A 19,179-nucleotide genomic window follows, 5' to 3' on the forward strand; every position below is an offset into this window, starting at 1 on the left:
GCCGGAGCCGCCGGAGCCGCCGGAGCCGCCGGAGCCGCCGGAGCCGCCGGAGCCGCCGGAGCCGCCGGAGCCGCCGGAGCCGCCGGAGCCGCCGGAGCCGCCGGACCCGCCGGACCCGCCGGAGCCGCCGGACCCGCCGGACCCGCCGGACCGGCCGGACCGTCCGCGGACACGCCGGGACCGCCGCCGCTGCCCGGTCCGGCCTCACCATCCGCGCCCGGTGCGGCTCCGCCGGAGCCACCGTCGGAGCCGCGCAACGCGGCGGGCAGGGCGGCGATCAGCGTGTCCACCCCGAGGGCCGGCCAGGGATCCGGCGGCACCTCCTGCGGACGGCGGGCGATGCCGGGCTTCCCAGAGCCGGAGCCCCCGTTGAGGACGATCACCTGACAAGCGGTCATCCGTTCACTCTGGAGGGGCGGTCCGGCGGAGGACCGGGCGCACTGACCGGGTCACTCGATGGTCACGCTCACCTCCATCCGGTCCGCTCCGGGTGTGCCGGCGATGTCGAGGGTGACGCCGCTCCAGGTGCCGTCGGGCTCGTTCAGCGCCGGGCGGGTGTGCTCGCCGATGCTGGTGTTGCCGAGCGACGGGTAGAGGTCGGTGTCGTCACCGCGGTTGCCCGTGCTGAAGATCTTCGCCAGGTCGCGCCGGCCGTCGGCCTGCATCAGCTCGATGGCGAGGTGCCTCTCGTCGTTGACGTTGTCGATGCTCTCGTCGACGACGTACGCGGCGATGCCCTGGTCCGGCAGGAACTTGTCCTGCCCGCTCTGGCGGCGGTACTCGACGATGATGTACTGCGTGCGGGTCATCCGCGGGCTGCGGACGAACAGGACGTCGCCGCCCTCGGAGACGGGGCGCAGGGTGATGTCCTTGGTGGTGCTGGTGACGGCCTGCGGGGTGGTCCAGCCCTGGAACATCCGCAGCATGCCGCTCGGGTACACCGGGGTGACGCCCTTGTTGCCCCAGGAGCCGGCCGCCATCAGGCAGTAGTTGCCGAGGCCGTTGGACTGGGTGAACTCGATGTCGCCGGTGTCGTAGAAGTCGGCGAAGCCGCAGGCCAGGTGGCCCCACTCGTGGCAGCAGACGCCGACCTTGCAGTCCTCGGGGACGGTCAGGAAGGTCTGCACGGCCAGGCCGGGCGCGACCGGGGTGGGGGTCTCGTTGACCCACTTGGCGCTCCACAGGGCGGCCTGCGCCAGGGCCGGCTTCTGGACCGCCTCGGCGCCGGTGCCCGCGTGGACGATGAACAGCGCGGTGACCCTGCCGTCGTCGAGGGCATCGAGGTCCTTGGTGAACTTGACGCCCTGCTTGATGGCGATGTCCAGCGCGTCGGCGGCCATGCCCTGCTCGTTCCTGGGCCTTCGGCCGAGGCCGGACTGGTTGTCCGCGTAGAAGGACAGCGGGTGCGGCAGCGTGAACCAGCCGTGCACCTCGCCCTGGACGTCGATGCCGCCGGCTCCCGGGTCGGCGGGGTCGAAGCCGCTGATCAACCGGTAGTAGTCGCGCATCGAGCCGGTGGCGAAGGTGCCGGAGCTGAACAGCAGCTCCTCGAAGTGCGCGGGGGTGTTCGCGGGGTCGTGCGGGTGGTCGGGGAAGTCGACCAGCAGCACCATGGTGCGGACCACGCCCGTGAGCTTCTTGCTCGGACGGGTGATCAGCTGGGCGTCGGTGCTGGGACCGGGGCGGGGCGATCCGTCGTCGAGGCCGATGACGTTCTCGCCGCGCACCCGGGAACGCCAGACGTAGAAGTACTGGCCGAAGGTGATGTGCTTGGGCAGCCGGCGGGTCTCGATCAGGTTCCGGTACTCGTCGTAGAGTCCCTGGAACGCCTCCGGTGACAGCGGCACCGGACAGACGTGCGGTTCGTGGGGGGTGGGGAGGTCGGTGATGGGGCTGGGACGCAGCGGGGTTAATGTGTAACGCATCGTGACGGCTCCTTCGAGCCTGCTCGCCCCGCCGGGGCGTGTGCGGCGCCACTGGGGCGTGTTCGGCGCCCCGCCGAGTGGGCGGTCGCCGGCAATCGGTCGGCTCGCCGAAAGGTGGTCGGGTCTGGCCGGTACCGGTTGCGAATGGGGCGATATGCGGTTGTCTGTCCCTATTTTGACGCCCCGCACAGCCGCCTGACCAGACCCGAGGGCCTGTCGGTTTCCGCCGGGCGGGGCTCAGCCCGCCCGGTACGCGGCGGCGGCGGCCGTGAAGGAGGCGGCGAGCTGCGGGTATCCCGCCCAGTGCAGGTGCAGATACGAAGCGTGAACATTGTCGGCGCCCGCCGCACCCGCGAATCCCTCGGTGCGCGGACCGGTCGGCAACCGCCAGCCCCAGGCGGGCCGTTCGCCGGCGCCCGGCTCGCAGACCGTCCGGTGGAACTCGTGCCCGCGCAGCCTGGCCCCGGTCGGCGCCAGCGGCGAGTCGTGCAGCGCGACCGCCTCCCGGTACCCGAGGGTCAGCCGCTCGGTCATCCGGGCCGCGGTGTCCAGCACCCCGCACATCGGCAGGCCGTCCAACTCGCGCCCGAGGTAGAGCAGTCCGGCGCACTCGGCGGAGACCGGGCCGCCCGAGGCCGCGAACGCGGCGATCGCGGCCCGCAGTTGATCGTTCGCACTGAGTTCCCGGACGTACAGCTCGGGGAACCCGCCGCCGATCACCAGGCCGGCCGTGCCCTCCGGCAGGCCCTCGGCGTGCAGCGGGTCGAACGGCACCACCTCGGCGCCGGCGGCGGCCAGCAGCTCGGCGTTCTCGGCGTACGAGAAGGAGAACGCCGCGCCCCCGGCCACCGCGATCCGCGGCGCGCCCCCGCCCGATGTACCCCTGCCCGATGTACCCCCGCCCGACGCGCCGGCCGCCACGGTCACGGGCCCGCCCACCTCCGCCGCCGGGTCCCACGGCTCGACGCCGGCCAGCGGCGGCGCCGTCCGGGCCAGCGCCAGCACCGCGTCCAGGTCCACCGAGGCGGCGACCAGCCCGCCCATGTCCGCCACCGCCCGCAGCGCCTCCGCCGACCGCTCCACGGCCGGGATCAGCCCCAGGTGCCGGGACGGCGTGGCGACCGCCGCCGAGCGCCGCACCGCGCCCAGCACCGGCACGCCCGAGCCCTCCTCCAGGGCCTCGCGCAGCAGCTGCTCGTGCCGGTCGGAGGCGACCCGGTTGAGGATCACCCCGGCCAGCCGCACCTCAGGGTCCCAGGAGGCGAAGCCGTGCACCAGCGCCGCCACCGACCGGGACTGCGAGGAGGCGTCCACCACCAGCACCACCGGCGCCCGCAGCAGCTTGGCCACGTGCGCGGTGGACGCCAGCTCGCCGCGCCCGGAGGCGCCGTCGAACAGGCCCATCACGCCCTCGACCACCGCCACGTCCGCCCCGGCCGCGCCGTGCAGCAGGAGCGGGGCGATCCGCTCCGGCCCGCACATGAACGCGTCCAGGTTGCGGCCCGGCCGCCCGGCGGCCAGCCCGTGGTAGCCCGGGTCGATGTAGTCCGGGCCGACCTTGTGCGGGGAGACGGCCAGCCCGCGCGCGGTGAGCGCGGCGATCAGGCCGGTGGCGATGGTGGTCTTGCCGGCGCCCGAGGAGGGCGCCGCGACGACGAGACGGGGGATGTCCATGGGGCTCTCAGTGCTCTCCGGCTATGACTCGACGGCTACCACTCGATGCCGCGCTGGCCCTTGCGGCCGGCGTCCATCGGGTGCTTGACCTTGGTCATCTCGGTGACCAGGTCGGCGAACCCGGTCAGCGCCTCCGGGGCGTACCGGCCGGTGATGACGACGTGCTGGCTGCCCGGGCGGTCCTTCAGCACGGCCACCACCTCCTCCGGGTCGATCCAGCCCCAGTGCATCGGGTAGGTGAACTCGTCCAGCACGTAGAAGCGGTAGGTCTCGGCGGCCAGGTCGCGCTTGACCTGCTCCCAGCCCTCCTTGGCCGCCGCCTCGCTGTCCAGCTCCATCGCGTCGGTGCGCTGGATCCAGGACCAGCCGGAGCCCATCTTGTGCCAGTCGACGGTGCCGCCCTCGCCGGAGGCGCCGAGCACCCGCAGCGCGTTCTCCTCGCCGACCTTCCACTTGGCGGACTTCACGAACTGGAACACCCCGACCGGCCAGCCCTGGTTCCAGGCGCGCAGCGCCATGCCGAACGCGGCGGTGGACTTGCCCTTGCCGGGGCCGGTGTGCACGGCGGTGATCGGCAGGGTACGGCGCTGGCGGGTCGTCAGGCCGTCGTCGGGGACGCTCTCGGGGACACCCTTGGGCATGGGGCTCAGGCCGCCTTTCGCGATGCGGTGGTGGTCGGACGGTTCTCGCGGACGAGTGAGGCGACGCCGTCGGCGCGCAGCTCGTCCAGGGTCACGGCGGTGGCGCGCAGCCGGGTCGCCAGGGTGCGGGCCAGGCCGAGCCGGACCGGGCCGGACTCGCAGTCCAGCACCACGCTCGCCACGCCCTGCGCGGCCAGCAGGCCGGCCGCCCGGTGCGCCTGGGCGACGGCGTCCCGGCCGCCGCCGGTGGCCCGGCCGTCGGTCACCACGACCAGCAGCGGGCGGCGGTCCGGGTCGCGCAGCCGCTCGACCCGCAGCACCTCGTGCGCGCGCAGCAGGCCGGCCGCCAGCGGGGTGCGCCCACCGGTGGGCAGCGACTCCAGCCGGGCCGCGCCGACCTCCACCGAGGAGGTGGGGGGCAGCGCCAGATCGGCCGCGGCGCCGCGGAAGGTGATCATGCCGATCTTGTCGCGGCGCTGGTAGGCGTCCATCAGCAGCGACAGCACCGCGCCCTTGACGGCGGTCATCCGCTGCCGGGCCGCCATCGAGCCGGAGGCGTCCACCACGAACAGCACCAGGTTGGACTCCCGGCCCTGGCGCACCTGCTCGCGGAAGTCGTCCTTGTGCAGCACCAGCGCGCGCGAGGAGCGTCCGCGCGCCACCTGGTGCGGGGCGGCGGCGCGCAGCGTGGCGCTCAGGTGCAGCCGGGTGAGCCGGCCGCGCGGGCGGCGGGCCCGGACGGTGTGGCCGCCGTCGGTCTCGGCGGGGGAGCGGCGGCCCTGGGCGCCGCGTCCGGTGCCGTCCACCGCGAACAGCCGGGTGCGGTACGGGTCGCCGGCCGCGACCGGCGCCGACTCCCGGGCGGGCGAGGGGTGCTGGGCCGGGACGGGCTGCGGGGCGGCGGCGTCCTCCCCGGCCTCCGGGCCGGGCGCCTCGACGGGCGGGCCGTCCGGACCGGAGGGCTCCGGCGCGCCGCCGCCCCCGCCGCCGTCGGGACCGCCGTCCGGGCCGCCGTCCTGCGGTCCACCGCCGTCCGGGCCGCCCTCCGGGTCCGGGTCGTCGTCCTGGGACCCCTCGGCGGCCGGGGGCGCGGGCTCCGGCTCGGGCTCGGGCTCCTGCTGGGCGTGCTCCTCCAGCAGCCGGTCCAGCTGCTCCTCGTCCAGGCCGGGCGCGTCGAACGGGTTGCGCCGGCGGCGGTGCGGCAGCGCCAGCTGGGCGGCCTTGCGGACGTCCTCCGCCAGCACCTCGGTGCGCCCGTCCCAGGCGGCCAGGGCGACGGCGGTGCGGGCCATCACGATGTCGGCGCGCAGGCCGTCCACCTCGAAGGCCGCGCAGACGGCGGTGATCTGGCGCAGCGCCGTGTCGGTCAGCTCCACCGCCGCGAGCAGCTCCCGCGCGGCGGTGATCCGCGCCGCCAGCGCCCGCTCGTCCTCGGCGAAGCGGGCGGCGAAGCCGGCCGGGTCGGCGTCGTAGGCGAGCCGCCGGCGCACCACCTCGGCGCGCTCCACCGGCTCCCGGGTCGCGGCGATCTCCACCGTCAGGCCGAACCGGTCGAGCAGCTGCGGCCGCAGCTCGCCCTCCTCCGGGTTCATGGTGCCCACCAGCAGGAAGCGCGCCGCGTGGCGCACCGAGACGCCCTCGCGCTCGACGTAGGAGCGGCCCATCGCGGCGGCGTCCAGCAGCAGGTCCACCACGTGGTCCTGGAGCAGGTTCACCTCGTCGATGTAGAGCACGCCGCGGTGCGCCTGGGCGAGCAGGCCCGGCTCGTACGCCTTGACGCCCTCGGCGAGCGCCCGCTCCAGGTCCAGCGAGCCGACGATCCGGTCCTCGGACACGCCGACCGGCAGTTCGACCAGCCGGGCCGGGCGCGCGGAGCCCGGCGCTCTGGCGTGCGCGCCGTCCGGGCACTGCGGGTCCGGCGCCGCCGGGTCGCAGGCGAAGCGGCAGCCGTCGACGGCGGTGATGGACGGCAGCAGCCCGGCCAGCGCCCGCACCATGGTCGACTTGGCGGTGCCCTTCTCGCCGCGCACCAGCACCCCGCCGACCGCCGGGGAGACGGCGTTCAGCAGCAGGCCGAGCCGCAGGTCGGCCATGCCGACGATCGCGGTGAACGGATAACGGACGTCACTCATGCATGCTCCCAGGGGCCCCGGGCGCCAGGAACGGCAGCGATCCGGCCGCCGGTACCCCGCCCTCGATCAGCTTCCACAACGCGTCGGTGTCCGCGTGCTCCTCGATCAGTTCGCCCAGCCGGTCCAGCCGGGCCTCCCGTGCGGCCGCGAACGAGGTGTCCGGCGCGGGGACGAACGCCCGGCCGGCGGCCGCCGCGACCTCCCGCAGCAGGGCGCGCCGGAAGCCGTCGTTCTCCAGCGCGCCGTGCCAGGTGGTTCCCCACACCTGGCCCGCCCGGCAGCCGTCCAGGCTGTGTCCATTGTCATCAGAGATGAACGCGTCGCCGCCCTCCACCGTGACGACGCCGTGGTGGATCTCGTAGCCCTCGACCCGCTCCCCGAACGCCTCGCCGACGGGCCGGCCGAGCACCTTCTCCGCGCCGAACCGCACCCGGGTCGGCAGCAGCCCGAGGCCGTCCACCGATCCCGCCTTCGACTCGACCTCGTCGACGATCGAGTGCGCCAGCATCTGGTAGCCGCCGCAGACGCCGAGCAGCGGCCGCCCGGCCGCCGCCCGCGCCTTGAGCACCGGTTCCAGGCCGCGTTCGCGCAGCCAGGCGAGGTCCGCGACGGTGGCCCGGGTGCCGGGCAGCACGACGAGGTCGGCGTCGGCCAACTCCTCCGGGCGGGTGGCCCAGCGGACCAGCACGCCGGGCTCCTGGGCGAGCGCGTCCAGGTCGGTGAAGTTGGACAGCCGGGGGAGGCGCAGCACCGCCACCCGCAGCACGTCCGCGCCGAGCGGGCCGCGCGCGGCGGTCCGGTCGACGACGGTGGACAGGTCGAGCGAGTCCTCGGCGTCCAGCCACAGGTCCGGCAGCATCGGCAGGGTGCCGAGCACCGGACGGCCGGTCAGCTCGCGCAGCATCTCCAGGCCGGGGGCGAGCAGCCGCGCGTCGCCGCGGAACTTGTTGACGAACCAGCCCGCCACGTGCCGCTGGTCCTCCGCCGACAGCAGCGCCAGCGTCCCGTACATCGCCGCGAAGACGCCGCCCCGGTCGATGTCGCCGACCACGACGACCGGCAGCCCGGCGGCGGTGGCCAGGCCCATGTTGGCGATGTCGCGGTCGCGCAGGTTGATCTCGGCGGGCGATCCCGCGCCCTCGCAGACCACCACGTCGAAGCGCCGGCGCAGGTCCGCCAGGCACTCCAGGGCGCGCTCCAGCAGCACCGGCTTGCGCTCGCGGTAGTCCAGCGCGCCGACCTCGGCGACCGGCCGGCCCAGCAGCACCACCTGGCTGCGACCGTCGGCTCCGGGCTTGAGCAGCACCGGGTTCATCGCCGCCTCCGGCTCCACCCGGGCCGCCTGTGCCTGCATCGCCTGCGCGCGGCCGATCTCGGCGCCGTCGGCGGTGACGAAGGAGTTCAGCGACATGTTCTGCGCCTTGAACGGCGCGACCGCGACACCCTGCCGGGCCAGCCAGCGGCAGATGCCCGCGGTGACCACGCTCTTGCCGGCGTCCGAGGTCGTCCCGGCGACCAGCAGCGCCTTGCTCATGCCCCACCCCTCCGATTCCTGATCAGCGCCGCCCGGAGCAGCAGGTGCCCGGCGACGGTCGTACCCAGGGCCAGCGCGCTCACCCGCCGGGAGAGCACACAGGCGCGTTCGATGTCGTCCACCCCGACCGGCCGCAGCTCCCCGCCCAGCACGGGACGGTGCTCCACCCTCGCGCCATACCGCAGCGTCCCGCCCAGGCGCACGCCCACCGCGCCCGCGAAGGCCGACTCGGCCTGACCGGCGTTCGGGCTGGGGTGCGCCGAGCCGTCGCGCCGCCAGACCCGCCAGGCGGTGCGCGGTTCGGGGGCGGCGGCGACCGTCAGCAGCGCGGTCAGCCGCGCGCCCGGCCAGCCCGCCAGGTCGTCCAGCCGCGCCGAGGCCCAGCCGAACCGGGCGTAGCGGGGGGAGCGGTGACCGACCATCGCGTCCAGGGTGTTCACCGCGCGGAACGCCAGCAGGCCGGGCGTGCCGGCGACGCCGCCCCAGACCAGGGCGTTGACCACGGCGTCGGCGGTGTTCTCGGCCACCGACTCGACGACCGCGCGGGCCAGCTGCCGCTCGTCCAGTGCGCTCGGGTCGCGCCCGCACAGGTGCGGCAGCCGCTCCCGGGCCGCCGTCAGATCGCCCGCCGTCAGCGAGCGGCCGATGGTGCGGGCCTCCCGGGTCAGCGAGGTGCCGCCGAGCACGGTCCAGGTCGCGGCGGCGGCGAGGGCGGCCCGGCCGAGCGGACGGCGGGCCAGCAGCCGGTCGGCGGCGAGCGCGCCGGCCGCGACGGTGCCCACGGCCAGGGCGGTGAAGGCGGTGCCGGCGGCCCGGTGGTCGCGCCACAGGAGGCGCTCCAGCCGGCCGGCGGCGGAGCCGAAGCCGGCCACCGGGTGGCCGCGGCGCGGGTCGGCGAACCGGGCGTCGGCCAGGTAGCCGGCGACGGCGCCGGCGCCGAAGGCGGCGGCCCGGCCCAGCGGGCGCACGGCAGGGCGCAGCATCGCGTGCGTGTCCTCACTCAGGGTCCGCGCCCTGGATCGACGAACCGGGGGCGAGAGTCTCCTGGCTTCCGGGTCGTACGCGCGATCCGGGCCTTCCAGCGGCTTCTGACGGCCCGCCGTGGCGTGTTCCGGTCGTGCTCCCCGGTGACAGTGGCGGGACCGCGCCGGACTCGCACCGGCTTCCTCTGCATGCCTCCGTATTGGCTGAAGGATCCCATCACGGGCCCGAACCGGGAGTCAACCGAGGTCGTGGAGGGTGTTGGTCACACGCCGGGCCACCCCGGCGGACCTGTGTGACTTTCCTCCCGGAACTACCCGGACGGCCGTGTCCTGCTGGCTTCCCCCCGCCCGCGCGAGTGGACTGAGGGGTGGGTCCAGACACCGGGCCGGACACCGAGCAGCGGGGAGCGAGTATGCGTTGGGGAATCGCGGCCACCGTGGCGGCCGCCGCCGTCGGCACCGGGGCCGCCGTCCTGGTGATCGGCCGCAGGGCGTCCGAGCGGATGGTCCGTCCGGCCGGGAGGGACCGCGCCCGGACCGGCCCGGTGCTGGTGCGCGGCCTCGGCGCCGGTCGGGCCACCTTCACCCGCACCGCGGTGAGCGAGCGCCCGGGCCGCTGGGCCGTCGAGTGGGGCGAGGACGGCCACGCGGTGGTCGAGGAGGTCCTGGAGCTCGACGAGAAGGACGTCACCCGGCGCCTGGTGCGCGCCGACCGCGGCACCCTCACCCCCGGTACCGAGGTCCGCTTCACCCCGCGCGTCCACCTCGGCGACCCGGCCCGGGCGCTCGGCCTGCCGTTCGCCGACACCGCCGTCGAGGGCGAGCTGGGCGCGATGCCCGCCTGGCGCCTGGACGGCAAGCGCGGCACCTGGGTGGTCCTGGTGCACGGCCCCGACGCCGACCGGGCGCAGACCCTGCCGGTCCTGCCGGAGCTGCAGCGCCTCGGCCTGCCCGCCCTGGCCGTCACCTACCGCGGCGACGCGGGCGCCCCGGCCTCCCCGGACGGCCTCGGCCACTTCGGCGAGGCGGAGTGGCGCGACGTCGAGGCGGCGGTGCGCACCGCCCTGGAGGCCGGCGCGGGCCGGGTCGTCCTCTACGGCTGGTCGCTCGGCGCCACGATGGCCCTGCACACCGCCGCCCGCTCGGACCTCGCCTCCTCGATCAGCAGCCTGGTCCTGGACTCGCCGGTGCTGGACTGGCCGGCCACCGCCCGCCGGGGCGCGGCCCGCTCCGGCTTCCGGGGCGCGGCCGCCGAACTCGGCGCGCTCGCCGCCCAGGGCCGCACCGGCGTGGATCTGGCCGACTTCGCCCGCCTCGCCGAGGGCACCGACCTGCGGGTGCCCACCCTGGTGCTGCACGGCCCCGACGACCCGGTGGCCCCGTTCGCCGCCGCCGAGCGCCTCGCCCACCGCCGCCCGGACGTCGTCAACCTCCAGGCCTTCCCCGGGGGTGACCACGCGGCTCTCTGGAACACCGCCCCGGACCGCTACGCCGAGACCCTGCGCCGCTGGCTCACCCCGTTCTGCTGACCCCCTCCCGCCCGGCACTCACCCCCGTCGCGTCCGGAACGCGCGGCACACCCGGTTCCACCTGGCATGGACCCGCCACAAAGATCAAGCCAGCCGGTTTGGCCTCTGTTGCCCGATCTTGTCGAGCCCCCGCGCCCTCCGCCCGCCCCGCGCGGACAACCGGATGTGACAGATGGCCGGTACAAGGGGAAGACTGCTCGACGTGACGTCTCGGAATCCGCGCGACCGTGATGCCCCGCTCCCGCCGACGATCGGTACCGGTGCGACGGTGACCCGTCTCCCCGGAACGGCCCACCGCCCCGCCGGCGCCAGGCCGGGGGCCCCGGGCGTACCCCGCCGACGAGGCCCCGCCCCCGCACCCGGCCGTGGCCGGGTCCCCGTGCCGGAGGGCTTCCCGGCCCCCGCCGAACTCGCCCCGCTGGCCCGCCGCATGCTGGTCGACGCCGTCCGGATCGCCCGCTGGGCCGGCGATCTCGACGAGGTCGACAAGCGCGGCGAGCTGCTCCCCGACGACGCCCGCGCCGCCGGCCGCGCCCTCGCCATGACGGTGGGCGCCGCCGCCAAGGCGTGGGGCCAGGCCCTGCTGGTCGGCCTGGTCGAGGCCCGGGACGGCGGTGCCGGCCCCGGCTGGCGCCTGCACGCCTGGGAGCACGACGACGAGGCGGTGGTCCGCGGCTGGTCGGCCCTGTTCGACGCCTGGACGCTGCTCGCCCCGGTGCCGCCCGCCGCCCTGCGCGGCGTCTTCGCGGTGCTCGCCGGGCAGGCCGTCGACCAGGCGCCGCAGCTGCTCTCCTTCCTCCACCTGGTGGACGGCCCGGTGGCCGACGTCGAGCTGCTGGAGCTGCTCAGGCGCGGCCTGGACGAGCGCCGGGTCGGCGGCGGCGAGGGTGCCTTCGGCCTCTCGCCCGTCCCGCACGCGGCCTCCGCCGTCTCCGCCGTCCGCGGCACCTGCCGCGAGCCGCAGATCGACACCCCGGCCGCGCCCGCCGACGTCGCCGCCGTCCTGGACTGGATGCTGGACGGCCTGGCCGCCGTCGGCGCGCTGGCCCGCCGGGACAACGCGGCCGAGCTCTCCCCGCTCGGGCACTGGGCGGTGCGGGCCAAGCTGGAGGAGATCTGCACCGTCGCGCAGACCGCCGCCGGCCACATCGAGCAGAGCGCCCTGGAGCTGCTCAGCGCCTGCGCCGACTACTCGCCCGGACCGGCCCGCGCCGAGTACCGGGCCTGGCTGGCCGCCCGCCCGGCCGACCGGGCGGTGGCCGAGCTGCTGGAGGCCGCGCAGGGCGAGGACGCGCTGGTGCGCGGCCTGGCCTTCGAGGCGCTGCGGGTGGCCGGCGTGACCGCCGAGCAGGCCGTCCGGGCCGTCGTCGACGAGGCGGTGCTGCGCCCCTACGCGCTGCTCTGGCTGGCCGAGCGCTCGGACGAGGGGGTCTCCCCGGCCGATGTGCTGGGCGCGGAGGACGCCGCCTGGCTCTGGGTGGACACCGCCGCGGCCGTGCTCGACCACGGTGAAACGGAACTGCTCGTCGGCCACGTCGAGGGCGCCTCGGCCGGCGACCCGGTGCGGCTGTTCGCCCGGGCCCGGCAGTCCGGGCACCCGCGGGCGGCCTCGGTGCTGACCGCCGTCTCCGGCGTCCACCCGGACCCGGGCGTGGCCCGCGCGGCCCGCCGCTCGGCCTTCAGCGTCCACCGCGGCGGCGCGTAGCCGCCCGCGCGCACCGCATGCGGAAGGGCCCGGCTCCCCGAGGGGAACCGGGCCCTTCCGCATGCCCGAGGAGGGACGTCAGCCGATCCGCGACTCCGCGCGGCGCGCCCGGACGTCGCCGACCTTCTGCCCCACCTTGCGGCGGATGACCAGCAGCGGCGCCATCGCGGCGAGCGCGATCTGCGCGAACGCGCCGATGTGCAGCAGGTTGTCGCCGCCCGGCAGACCGGTCGCCCAGGCCGCCAGGCAGCCGATCGAGACGACGATCCAGCAGAGCGTCGCGGTGGCCAGCAGACCCTGCGGCTTCGGGTACTCGATCCGGCTGACCATGAGGTACGCCGCGCCGAAGATGGCGAGCAGACCGGGCAGGAACGGCGGGTCGAGCAGCACGATGGCGATCACCGTCATGGCGCCCATCGGGCAGGGCATGCCCTGGAACACCCCCGGCCGCATCTTCACGGCGGAGAAGCGGGCGAGCCGCAGCACCACCGCCAGCAGCACGGTCAGCGCGATCAGCGCGGAGAGCCGGCTGTTGGAGCCGGGCGAGACCATGCCCCAGACCGCGACGAAGTAGGCCGGCGCGATGCCGAAGCTGATCAGGTCGGCCAGGTTGTCGAGCTCGGCCCCGAGCGCGGAGGAGCGCAGCTTGCGCGCCACCAGCCCGTCGAACAGGTCGCACATCGAGCCGATCAGCAGCAGCGTGACCGCGGTGGCGGCGCTGTGCTTGTCCGGCGCGGCGTCCGGGTTGGTGATGTGCGGGACCAGCACCCCGGTGGTGATCGAGTAGATCGCCAGGAAGCCGCAGACGGCGTTCCCCAGGGTCAGGAAGTCGGCGGTGGACAGGTGCTGCGGCGAGCGCGGCGCGCGCAGCTCGCGGTCGCGGGCCCAGCGGCGGCGGCGCAGGGCCGTCTCCTCGTCGTCCAGGCCGACGATCGTCTCAGGATCAGTCACGGTCAAGGCGTGTCACCCCGGCGGTGGTCTTCTGGCCGACCTCGACGCCGACCTCGACGCCGGCCGGCAGGTAGGTGTCGACCCGGGACCCGAACCGGATCAGACCGATCCGCTCGCCCTGCTCGACCTTGGTACCGGCGTCCACGTACGGCACGATCCGGCGCGCCACGGCGCCCGCGATCTGCACCATCTCGATGTCGCCGAGCTCGGTGTCGAAGTGCCAGACGACCCGCTCGTTCTGGTCGCTGTCCTTGTTGAACGCGGGCACGAAGCCACCGGGCACGTGCTCGACGGAGGTCACGGTGCCGGGCAGCGGGGCCCGGTTCACGTGGACGTTGAGCGGGCTCATGAAGATCGCCACGCGGGTCCGGCCGTCCGGCCACGCGTCGATGCTCTGGACCACGCCGTCGGCGGGGGAGATCACTCTGCCCGTGCCGATCTCACGCTCGGGGTCGCGGAAGAACCACAGCATGCCGGCGCCGAGCGCACAGGCGGGTACCGCCGCCAGGGCCCACGCGCCACTGCGCCGGGTGAGGGCGGTGGTCACGGCGGCCGTGGCGAGGGTGGGGACGAACCAGGGGGTGGCTCCGCGCGCGATGGACACGCGGGGCCGACGACCGGCCGTCGTGGCTGCGAGGGCGTCGCGGTCCGTGACGGAGGTGTGAGGGGACGGGCTGATGGGCATCGAAGACCTTTGTCGCGGGGGATCATGGCCGCTGGACGGGGGCCACCGCGGGATCGGGTAATAGAGGGACGTCTGCTGTCCCGGTGGATGCTATCGGGAGCAGACGGTGGGTGGGCAACCCGCCTGCTCGTCATGTGACCTGGCGGAGGCGCAGCCGCGCCCCTTCCCTACGACCGTAGCTCGCCCCGCTCCGGTTCCCAAGGGACCGGGCGAAGCTGGTGACTCATGTCTCAACCGTGCCCGGGCGGCCGGTGCGCGGCTGCCCGTCGGGGAGCCGGGAAGGGCCGCCGGGGAGCGGCCCGGGGTACGCCGAAGCGGCCGCAGGGCGTGTGGCGGCAGCCGTACGCCCTGCGGCCGCCCGGGCGGGCCGTGCCGGACCCGGGGCGGACCAGGCCACCGGGCGGGGGCACGGCGCGGTGCCGGGACGGGCCCGCACGCCCGTCGACCGGCGGCTCGCGAGGCCGCGGATCACTCCGCGATGCGGTACTCCTCCAGCAGCCGGCGCCCGACGATCATCTTCTGGATCTCCGCAGTACCTTCACCGATCAGCAGCATCGGGGCCTCCCGGTAGAGCCGCTCGATCTCGTACTCCTTGGAGAAGCCGTAGCCGCCGTGGATCCGGAAGGAGTCCTCGACGACCTCCTTGCAGTACTCGGAGGCGAGGTACTTGGCCATGCCCGCTTCGAGGTCGTTGCGCTCGCCGCCGTCCTTCCTGCGGGCGGCCATCACCATCATCTGGTGGGCGGCCTCGACCTTGGTGGCCATCTCGGCGAGCTTGAACTGGATGGCCTGGTGCTCGGCGATCCGCTTGCCGAAGGTGGTGCGCTGCTGGGCGTAGGCGACGCCCAGCTCGAAGGCGCGCCGGGCGACGCCGCAGCCGCGCGCGGCCACGTTGACCCGGCCGACCTCGACGCCGTCCATCATCTGGTAGAAGCCGCGGCCGGGGACGCCGCCGAGGATCCGGTCGGCCGGGACGCGGACGTCCTGGAGGACCAGCTCGGTGGTGTCGACGCCCTTGTAGCCCATCTTCTCGATCTTGCCGGGCACGGTGAGGCCCGGGACGGTCGGGTTCGGCCCGAAGCCCGGCGTCTTCTCGATCAGGAAGGTGGTCATGTTCCTGTAGGGGGTGGAGCCGCCCTCGTCGGTCTTGCACAGCACCGCGACCAGGGTGGAGGTGCCGCCGTTGGTCAGCCACATCTTCTGGCCGTTGAGGACGTAGAACTCCCCGTCCTTGACGCCCTTGGTGCTGATCGCGGCGACGTCGGAGCCCAGGCCCGGCTCGGACATCGAGAAGGCGCCGCGGATCTCGCCGGCGGCCATCCTCGGCAGGAAGTACTCCTTCTGCTCCCGGGTGCCGTGCGCGTTGATCATGTGCGCCACGATGAAGTGGGTGTTGACGATGCCGGAGACGGACATCCAGCCGCGGGCGATCTCCTCCACCACCAGGGCGTAGGTGAGCAGCGACTCGCCGAGGCCGCCGTACTCCTCGGGGATGGTCAGGCCGAAGAGGCCGAGCTGCTTCATGCCCTCGACGATCGCGGCCGGGTACTCGTCCTTGTGCTCCAGCTCGGTCGCGACCGGGATGATCTCCTTGTCGACGAACTCGCGCACGGTGGCGAGGATGTCCCGCTGGATCTCGGTGAGGCCGTCGGTCTGTGCGAGGCGTCCCATCGTGCGGCTCCTGTCATGCCTGAGGGAAAAGAGGAGTGTGGGGGGCGGGGGCTCCGCGGGCGTGGCTTCCGCGGAGCCCCCGTGGACCGGGTCGGGCGCGGCCGATGACGGCGGCCGGCCCGTCCGGGGCTCTGGGGGGGAGGAGCCGGGCTCAGCCGAGCGGGGTCGGGCGGCCGGGCTGCTCGCCGCCGCGCGCCTCGGTGTACGTCGCGGTCGGCACCATCACCTTGCGGCGGAAGATGCAGACGACCGTGCCGTCCTGCTTGTAGCCCTTGGTCTCGACGTACACGATGCCGCGGTCGTCCTTGGACTTGGACGGCCACTTGTCGAGCACGGTGGTCTCGCCGTAGACCGTGTCGCCGTGGAAGGTCGGCGCGACGTGCCGCAGCGACTCGATCTCCAGGTTGGCGATCGCCTTGCCGGAGACGTCCGGGACGGACATGCCGAGTAGCAGCGAGTAGACGTAGTTGCCCACCACCACGTTCCGGCCGAAGTCGGTGGTCCGCTCGGCGTAGTTGGTGTCCAGGTGGAGCGGGTGGTGGTTCATGGTGAGGAGGCAGAAGAGGTGGTCGTCGTACTCGGTGACCGTCTTGCCGGGCCAGTGCTTGTAGACCGCGCCGACCTCGAACTCCTCGTAGGTGCGTCCGAACTGCATGTCTCAGTGGCTCCTTGGGGTCGGCGGTTCTCAGGCCTGCGGGGGCTCGAACTTGGAGGTGCGCTGCAGGCCGGCGGCGCGGCCCTTGCCGGAGACGACCAGCGCCATCTTGCGGCTGGCCTCGTCGATCATCTCGTCGCCGAGCATCGCCGAGCCCTTGAAGCCGCCGGCCTCGGAGGTGCACCAGTCGTAGGCGTCGAGGATCAGCTCGGCGTGGTCGTAGTCCTCCTGCGAGGGCGAGAAGATCTCGTTGGCGGCGGCGACCTGGTCCGGGTGCAGCACCCACTTGCCGTCGAAGCCCAGCGCGGCGGCGCGGCCGGCCACCTCGCGGTAGCCCTCCTGGTTGCGGATCTGGAGGTAGGGGCCGTCGATCGCCTGGAGGTCGTGGGCGCGGGCGGCCATCAGGATGCGCATCAGGATGTAGTGGTAGGCGTCGGCCGGGTAGCCGGGCGGCTGCTCGCCGACGACCAGGGACTTCATGTTGATCGAGGCCATGAAGTCGGCCGGGCCGAAGATGATGGTCTCCAGCCGGGGCGAGGCCTGGGCGATGGCGTCGACGTTGATGAGGCCCTTGGCGTTCTCGATCTGCGCCTCGATGCCGATCCGGCCGACCTCGAAGCCCATGGTCTTCTCGATCTGGGTGAGCAGCAGGTCGAGCGCCCTGACCTGCTCGGCGTCCTGGACCTTGGGCAGCATGATGCAGTCGAGGTTCGGGCCCGCGCCCTCGACCACGGTGATCACGTCGCGGTAGGTCCAGTGGGTGGTCCAGTCGTTGACCCGCACGACGCGGGTCTTGCCGCCCCAGTCGCCGTTGTTCAGCGCGTCGACGATGGTGTGCCGGGCGCTCTCCTTGACCAGCGGGGCGCAGGCGTCCTCCAGGTCGAGGAAGACCTGGTCGGCGGGCAGGCCCTGGGCCTTCTCCAGGAAGCGCGGGTTGCTGCCGGGTACGGCCAGGCAGGAGCGGCGCGGGCGCAGGCGGTCGGGGGTTGCGGCGGAGCCGCTCGAAAGAAGGGTGGTGGCGGGCGACGGGTGGGACATGGGTGGGGTCCTTCCGGTGTCAGCTGGTCGTGGCGGCCGGGGCGGGCGTCCAGGGCTGGAGCCTGTTGGCCAGCCGGATCTCGTCCACGATCCGGCCGATGATGGTCGTGATGCCGAAGTCCTTCGGGGTGAACACGGCGGCGACGCCGGCGGCCTTGAGGGCCTCGCCGTCCGCTGCCGGGATGATGCCACCCACGATCACCGGGACATCCTCCACCCCGGCCCGGCGCAGCCGGTGCAGCACGTCCGGGACCAGCTCGGAGTGGGCGCCGGAGAGGATCGACAGGCCGACGCAGTGGACGTCCTCGGCGACGGCGGCCGAGACGATCTGCTCGGGGGTGAGCCGGATGCCCTGGTAGACCACCTCGAACCCGGCGTCGCGGGCCCGCACGGCGATCTGCTCGGCGCCGTTGGAGTGCCCGTCCAGGCCGGGCTTGCCGACCAGCAGGCGCAGCTTGCCGGCGCCCAGCTCGGCGGCGGTCGCGGCGACGGCCTCGCGGACCGCGGCCAGCTCGCCGCCCGGTTCGGCGGCGACCGCGACCGGGGCGCCGCCGACGCCGGTGGGCGCGCGGTACTCGCCGAACACCTCGCGCAGTGCGAAGGCCCACTCGCCGGTGGTGACCCCGGCGCGGGCGCAGGCCAGGGTGGCCGGCATCAGGTTCCGGTCGGTGGCGGCGACGGCCTTGAGCTCCTCCAGGGCGCGCAGCGCGGCGGCCTCCTCGCGCTGCCCGCGCCAGGCCTCCAGGGCGGACAGCACGGAGGGCTCGGAGGCCGGGTCGACGACCATGATCGCGGTGTCGAGGTCGGCCGTCAGCGGGCTCTCCTCGGTGGTGTCGAAGCAGTTCACCCCGACGATCCGGTCCTCGCCGGACTCGATCCGGGCCCGGCGGGCGGCGTGCGAGGCGACCAGGGCGGACTTGAGGTAGCCGGACTCGACGGCCGGGATGACCCCGCCCATCCCCAGCACCTTGGCGATCTCCGCCTCGGCGCCGGCCAGCAGTTCGGCGGTCTTGGCCTCGACGACCTCGGAGCCGTTGAAGAGGTCCCCGTACTCCAGCAGGTCGGACTCGTAGGCGAGCACCTGCTGGATCCGCAGCGACCACTGCTGGTCCCAGGGGCGGGGCAGGCCGAGCGCCTCGTTCCAGGCGGGCAGCTGGACGGCGCGGGCGCGGGCGTCCTTGGAGAGGGTGACGGCGAGCATCTCCAGCACGATCCGCTGGACGTTGTTCTCCGGCTGCGCCTCGGTCAGGCCGAGCGAGTTGACCTGGACGCCGTAGCGGAACCGGCGCTGACGGGGGTCCTCGACGCCGTACCGCTCGCGGGTGACCTTCTCCCAGAGCCGGCCGAAGGCCCGCATCTTGCACATCTCCTCGACGAACCGCACGCCGGCGTTGACGAAGAAGGAGATCCGGGCGACGACCTCGCCCATCCGCTCGGCCGGCACCTGGCCCGAGTCGCGGACGGCGTCCAGCACCTCGATCGCCGTGCACATCGCGTAGGCGATCTCCTGGACCGGGGTGGCCCCGGCCTCCTGGAGGTGGTAGCTGCAGATGTTGATCGGGTTCCACTTCGGGATGTTCCCGACCGTGTAGGCGATCATGTCGGTGATCAGGCGCACCGAGGGGCCGGGCGGGAAGACGTGCGTCCCGCGCGACAGGTACTCCTTGACGATGTCGTTCTGGGTGGTGCCGGTGAGCTTGGCGATGTCGGCGCCCTGCTCCTCGGCGACCACCTGGTAGAGCGCCAGCAGCCACATCGCGGTGGCGTTGATGGTCATCGAGGTGTTGGTCTGTTCGAGCGGGATGCCGTCGAACAGGGTCCGCATGTCGCCGACGTGGCCGACCGGCACGCCGACCCGGCCGACCTCGCCGCGGGCGAGGACGTGGTCGGAGTCGTAGCCGGTCTGGGTCGGCAGGTCGAACGCCACCGAGAGGCCGGTCTGGCCCTTGGCCAGGTTCCGCCGGTAGAGGGCGTTGGAGTCCTCGGCGGTGGAGTGCCCGGCGTAGGTGCGCATCAGCCAGGGGCGGTCGCGCTTCTGATCGGTCATCGGATCGTC

General features: G+C 74.3%; 14 protein-coding genes, 1 pseudogene and 1 riboswitch. Of the genes and pseudogenes, 2 read left to right on the top strand and 13 right to left on the bottom strand.

The features are described 5' to 3' along the window. From ACFZBX_RS29510 to ACFZBX_RS29540, 7 genes and pseudogenes are all read right to left on the bottom strand, one after another. Positions 1-398 (bottom strand): annotated as a pseudogene (locus ACFZBX_RS29510) (hypothetical protein); the annotation flags it as partial. Positions 399-449: 51 nt separating this feature from the next. After that, positions 450-1,925, bottom strand: coding sequence for a M6 family metalloprotease domain-containing protein (locus ACFZBX_RS29515; RefSeq protein ID WP_391536870.1), 1,476 nt, complete (start codon positions 1,923-1,925; stop codon positions 450-452). A gap of 237 nt (positions 1,926-2,162) precedes the next feature. Further along, entirely contained in the window at positions 2,163-3,599 is a 1,437-nt protein-coding gene (locus tag ACFZBX_RS29520) for a cobyrinate a,c-diamide synthase (RefSeq protein WP_391536871.1), read from the bottom strand. Between the two features lie 35 nt (positions 3,600-3,634). Further along, on the bottom strand, positions 3,635-4,240 hold the full coding sequence (cobO, locus tag ACFZBX_RS29525; RefSeq protein WP_380763029.1) for a cob(I)yrinic acid a,c-diamide adenosyltransferase: 606 nt from the start codon (positions 4,238-4,240) through the stop codon (positions 3,635-3,637). Between the two features lie 5 nt (positions 4,241-4,245). Next, a complete protein-coding gene (locus tag ACFZBX_RS29530) occupies positions 4,246-6,372 on the bottom strand; it encodes a putative cobaltochelatase (protein ID WP_391536872.1) in 2,127 nt (708 codons plus the stop codon). Beyond that, positions 6,365-7,906, bottom strand: a complete 1,542-nt coding sequence (locus ACFZBX_RS29535) for a cobyric acid synthase (protein ID WP_391536873.1) — start codon at positions 7,904-7,906, stop codon at positions 6,365-6,367. Before ACFZBX_RS29535 ends, ACFZBX_RS29530 begins: the two co-directional genes overlap by 8 nt. After that, entirely contained in the window at positions 7,903-8,889 is a 987-nt protein-coding gene (locus tag ACFZBX_RS29540) for a cobalamin biosynthesis protein (RefSeq protein WP_391536874.1), read from the bottom strand. The genes ACFZBX_RS29535 and ACFZBX_RS29540 overlap by 4 nt, the downstream gene beginning before the upstream one ends. A gap of 33 nt (positions 8,890-8,922) precedes the next feature. Beyond that, a riboswitch (cobalamin riboswitch) is annotated at positions 8,923-9,135 on the bottom strand. A gap of 167 nt (positions 9,136-9,302) precedes the next feature. Here ACFZBX_RS29540 and ACFZBX_RS29545 point away from each other — a divergent pair. Then, on the top strand, positions 9,303-10,418 hold the full coding sequence (locus ACFZBX_RS29545; RefSeq protein WP_391536875.1) for an alpha/beta hydrolase family protein: 1,116 nt from the start codon (positions 9,303-9,305) through the stop codon (positions 10,416-10,418). A 379-nt stretch (positions 10,419-10,797) separates the two neighbouring features. Beyond that, positions 10,798-12,123 (top strand): hypothetical protein, encoded by a 1,326-nt coding sequence (locus ACFZBX_RS29550; protein ID WP_391536876.1) that lies wholly within the window; start codon positions 10,798-10,800, stop codon positions 12,121-12,123. A gap of 78 nt (positions 12,124-12,201) precedes the next feature. On the opposite strand, the gene ACFZBX_RS29555 is transcribed toward ACFZBX_RS29550, so the two are convergent. From ACFZBX_RS29555 to ACFZBX_RS29580, 6 genes are all read right to left on the bottom strand, one after another. Further along, the gene (locus ACFZBX_RS29555) at positions 12,202-13,080 is read right to left on the bottom strand and encodes a CDP-alcohol phosphatidyltransferase family protein (protein WP_391502180.1); all 879 of its coding nucleotides are present in this window, start codon (positions 13,078-13,080) and stop codon (positions 12,202-12,204) included. Beyond that, positions 13,067-13,759 (bottom strand): phosphatidylserine decarboxylase, encoded by a 693-nt coding sequence (locus ACFZBX_RS29560; protein ID WP_391536877.1) that lies wholly within the window; start codon positions 13,757-13,759, stop codon positions 13,067-13,069. The genes ACFZBX_RS29555 and ACFZBX_RS29560 overlap by 14 nt, the downstream gene beginning before the upstream one ends. 468 nt (positions 13,760-14,227) lie before the next feature. Further along, complete coding sequence (locus ACFZBX_RS29565; RefSeq protein ID WP_391536878.1) at positions 14,228-15,430, bottom strand: acyl-CoA dehydrogenase family protein; 1,203 nt, start codon at positions 15,428-15,430, stop codon at positions 14,228-14,230. Between the two features lie 151 nt (positions 15,431-15,581). Next, positions 15,582-16,085 carry a MaoC family dehydratase gene (locus tag ACFZBX_RS29570; RefSeq protein ID WP_380753691.1) on the bottom strand — a complete coding sequence of 168 codons (504 nt, stop codon included), beginning with the start codon at positions 16,083-16,085 and terminating at the stop codon, positions 15,582-15,584. A gap of 30 nt (positions 16,086-16,115) precedes the next feature. Next, positions 16,116-17,123, bottom strand: coding sequence for an HpcH/HpaI aldolase/citrate lyase family protein (locus ACFZBX_RS29575; protein ID WP_391536879.1), 1,008 nt, complete (start codon positions 17,121-17,123; stop codon positions 16,116-16,118). 19 nt (positions 17,124-17,142) lie between these two features. Beyond that, a complete protein-coding gene (locus ACFZBX_RS29580) occupies positions 17,143-19,170 on the bottom strand; it encodes a protein meaA (RefSeq protein ID WP_391536880.1) in 2,028 nt (675 codons plus the stop codon). Positions 19,171-19,179: the final 9 nt, after the last annotated feature.

Source organism: Kitasatospora sp. NPDC008115, from assembly GCF_042957205.1.
Classification (GTDB): domain Bacteria; phylum Actinomycetota; class Actinomycetes; order Streptomycetales; family Streptomycetaceae; genus Kitasatospora.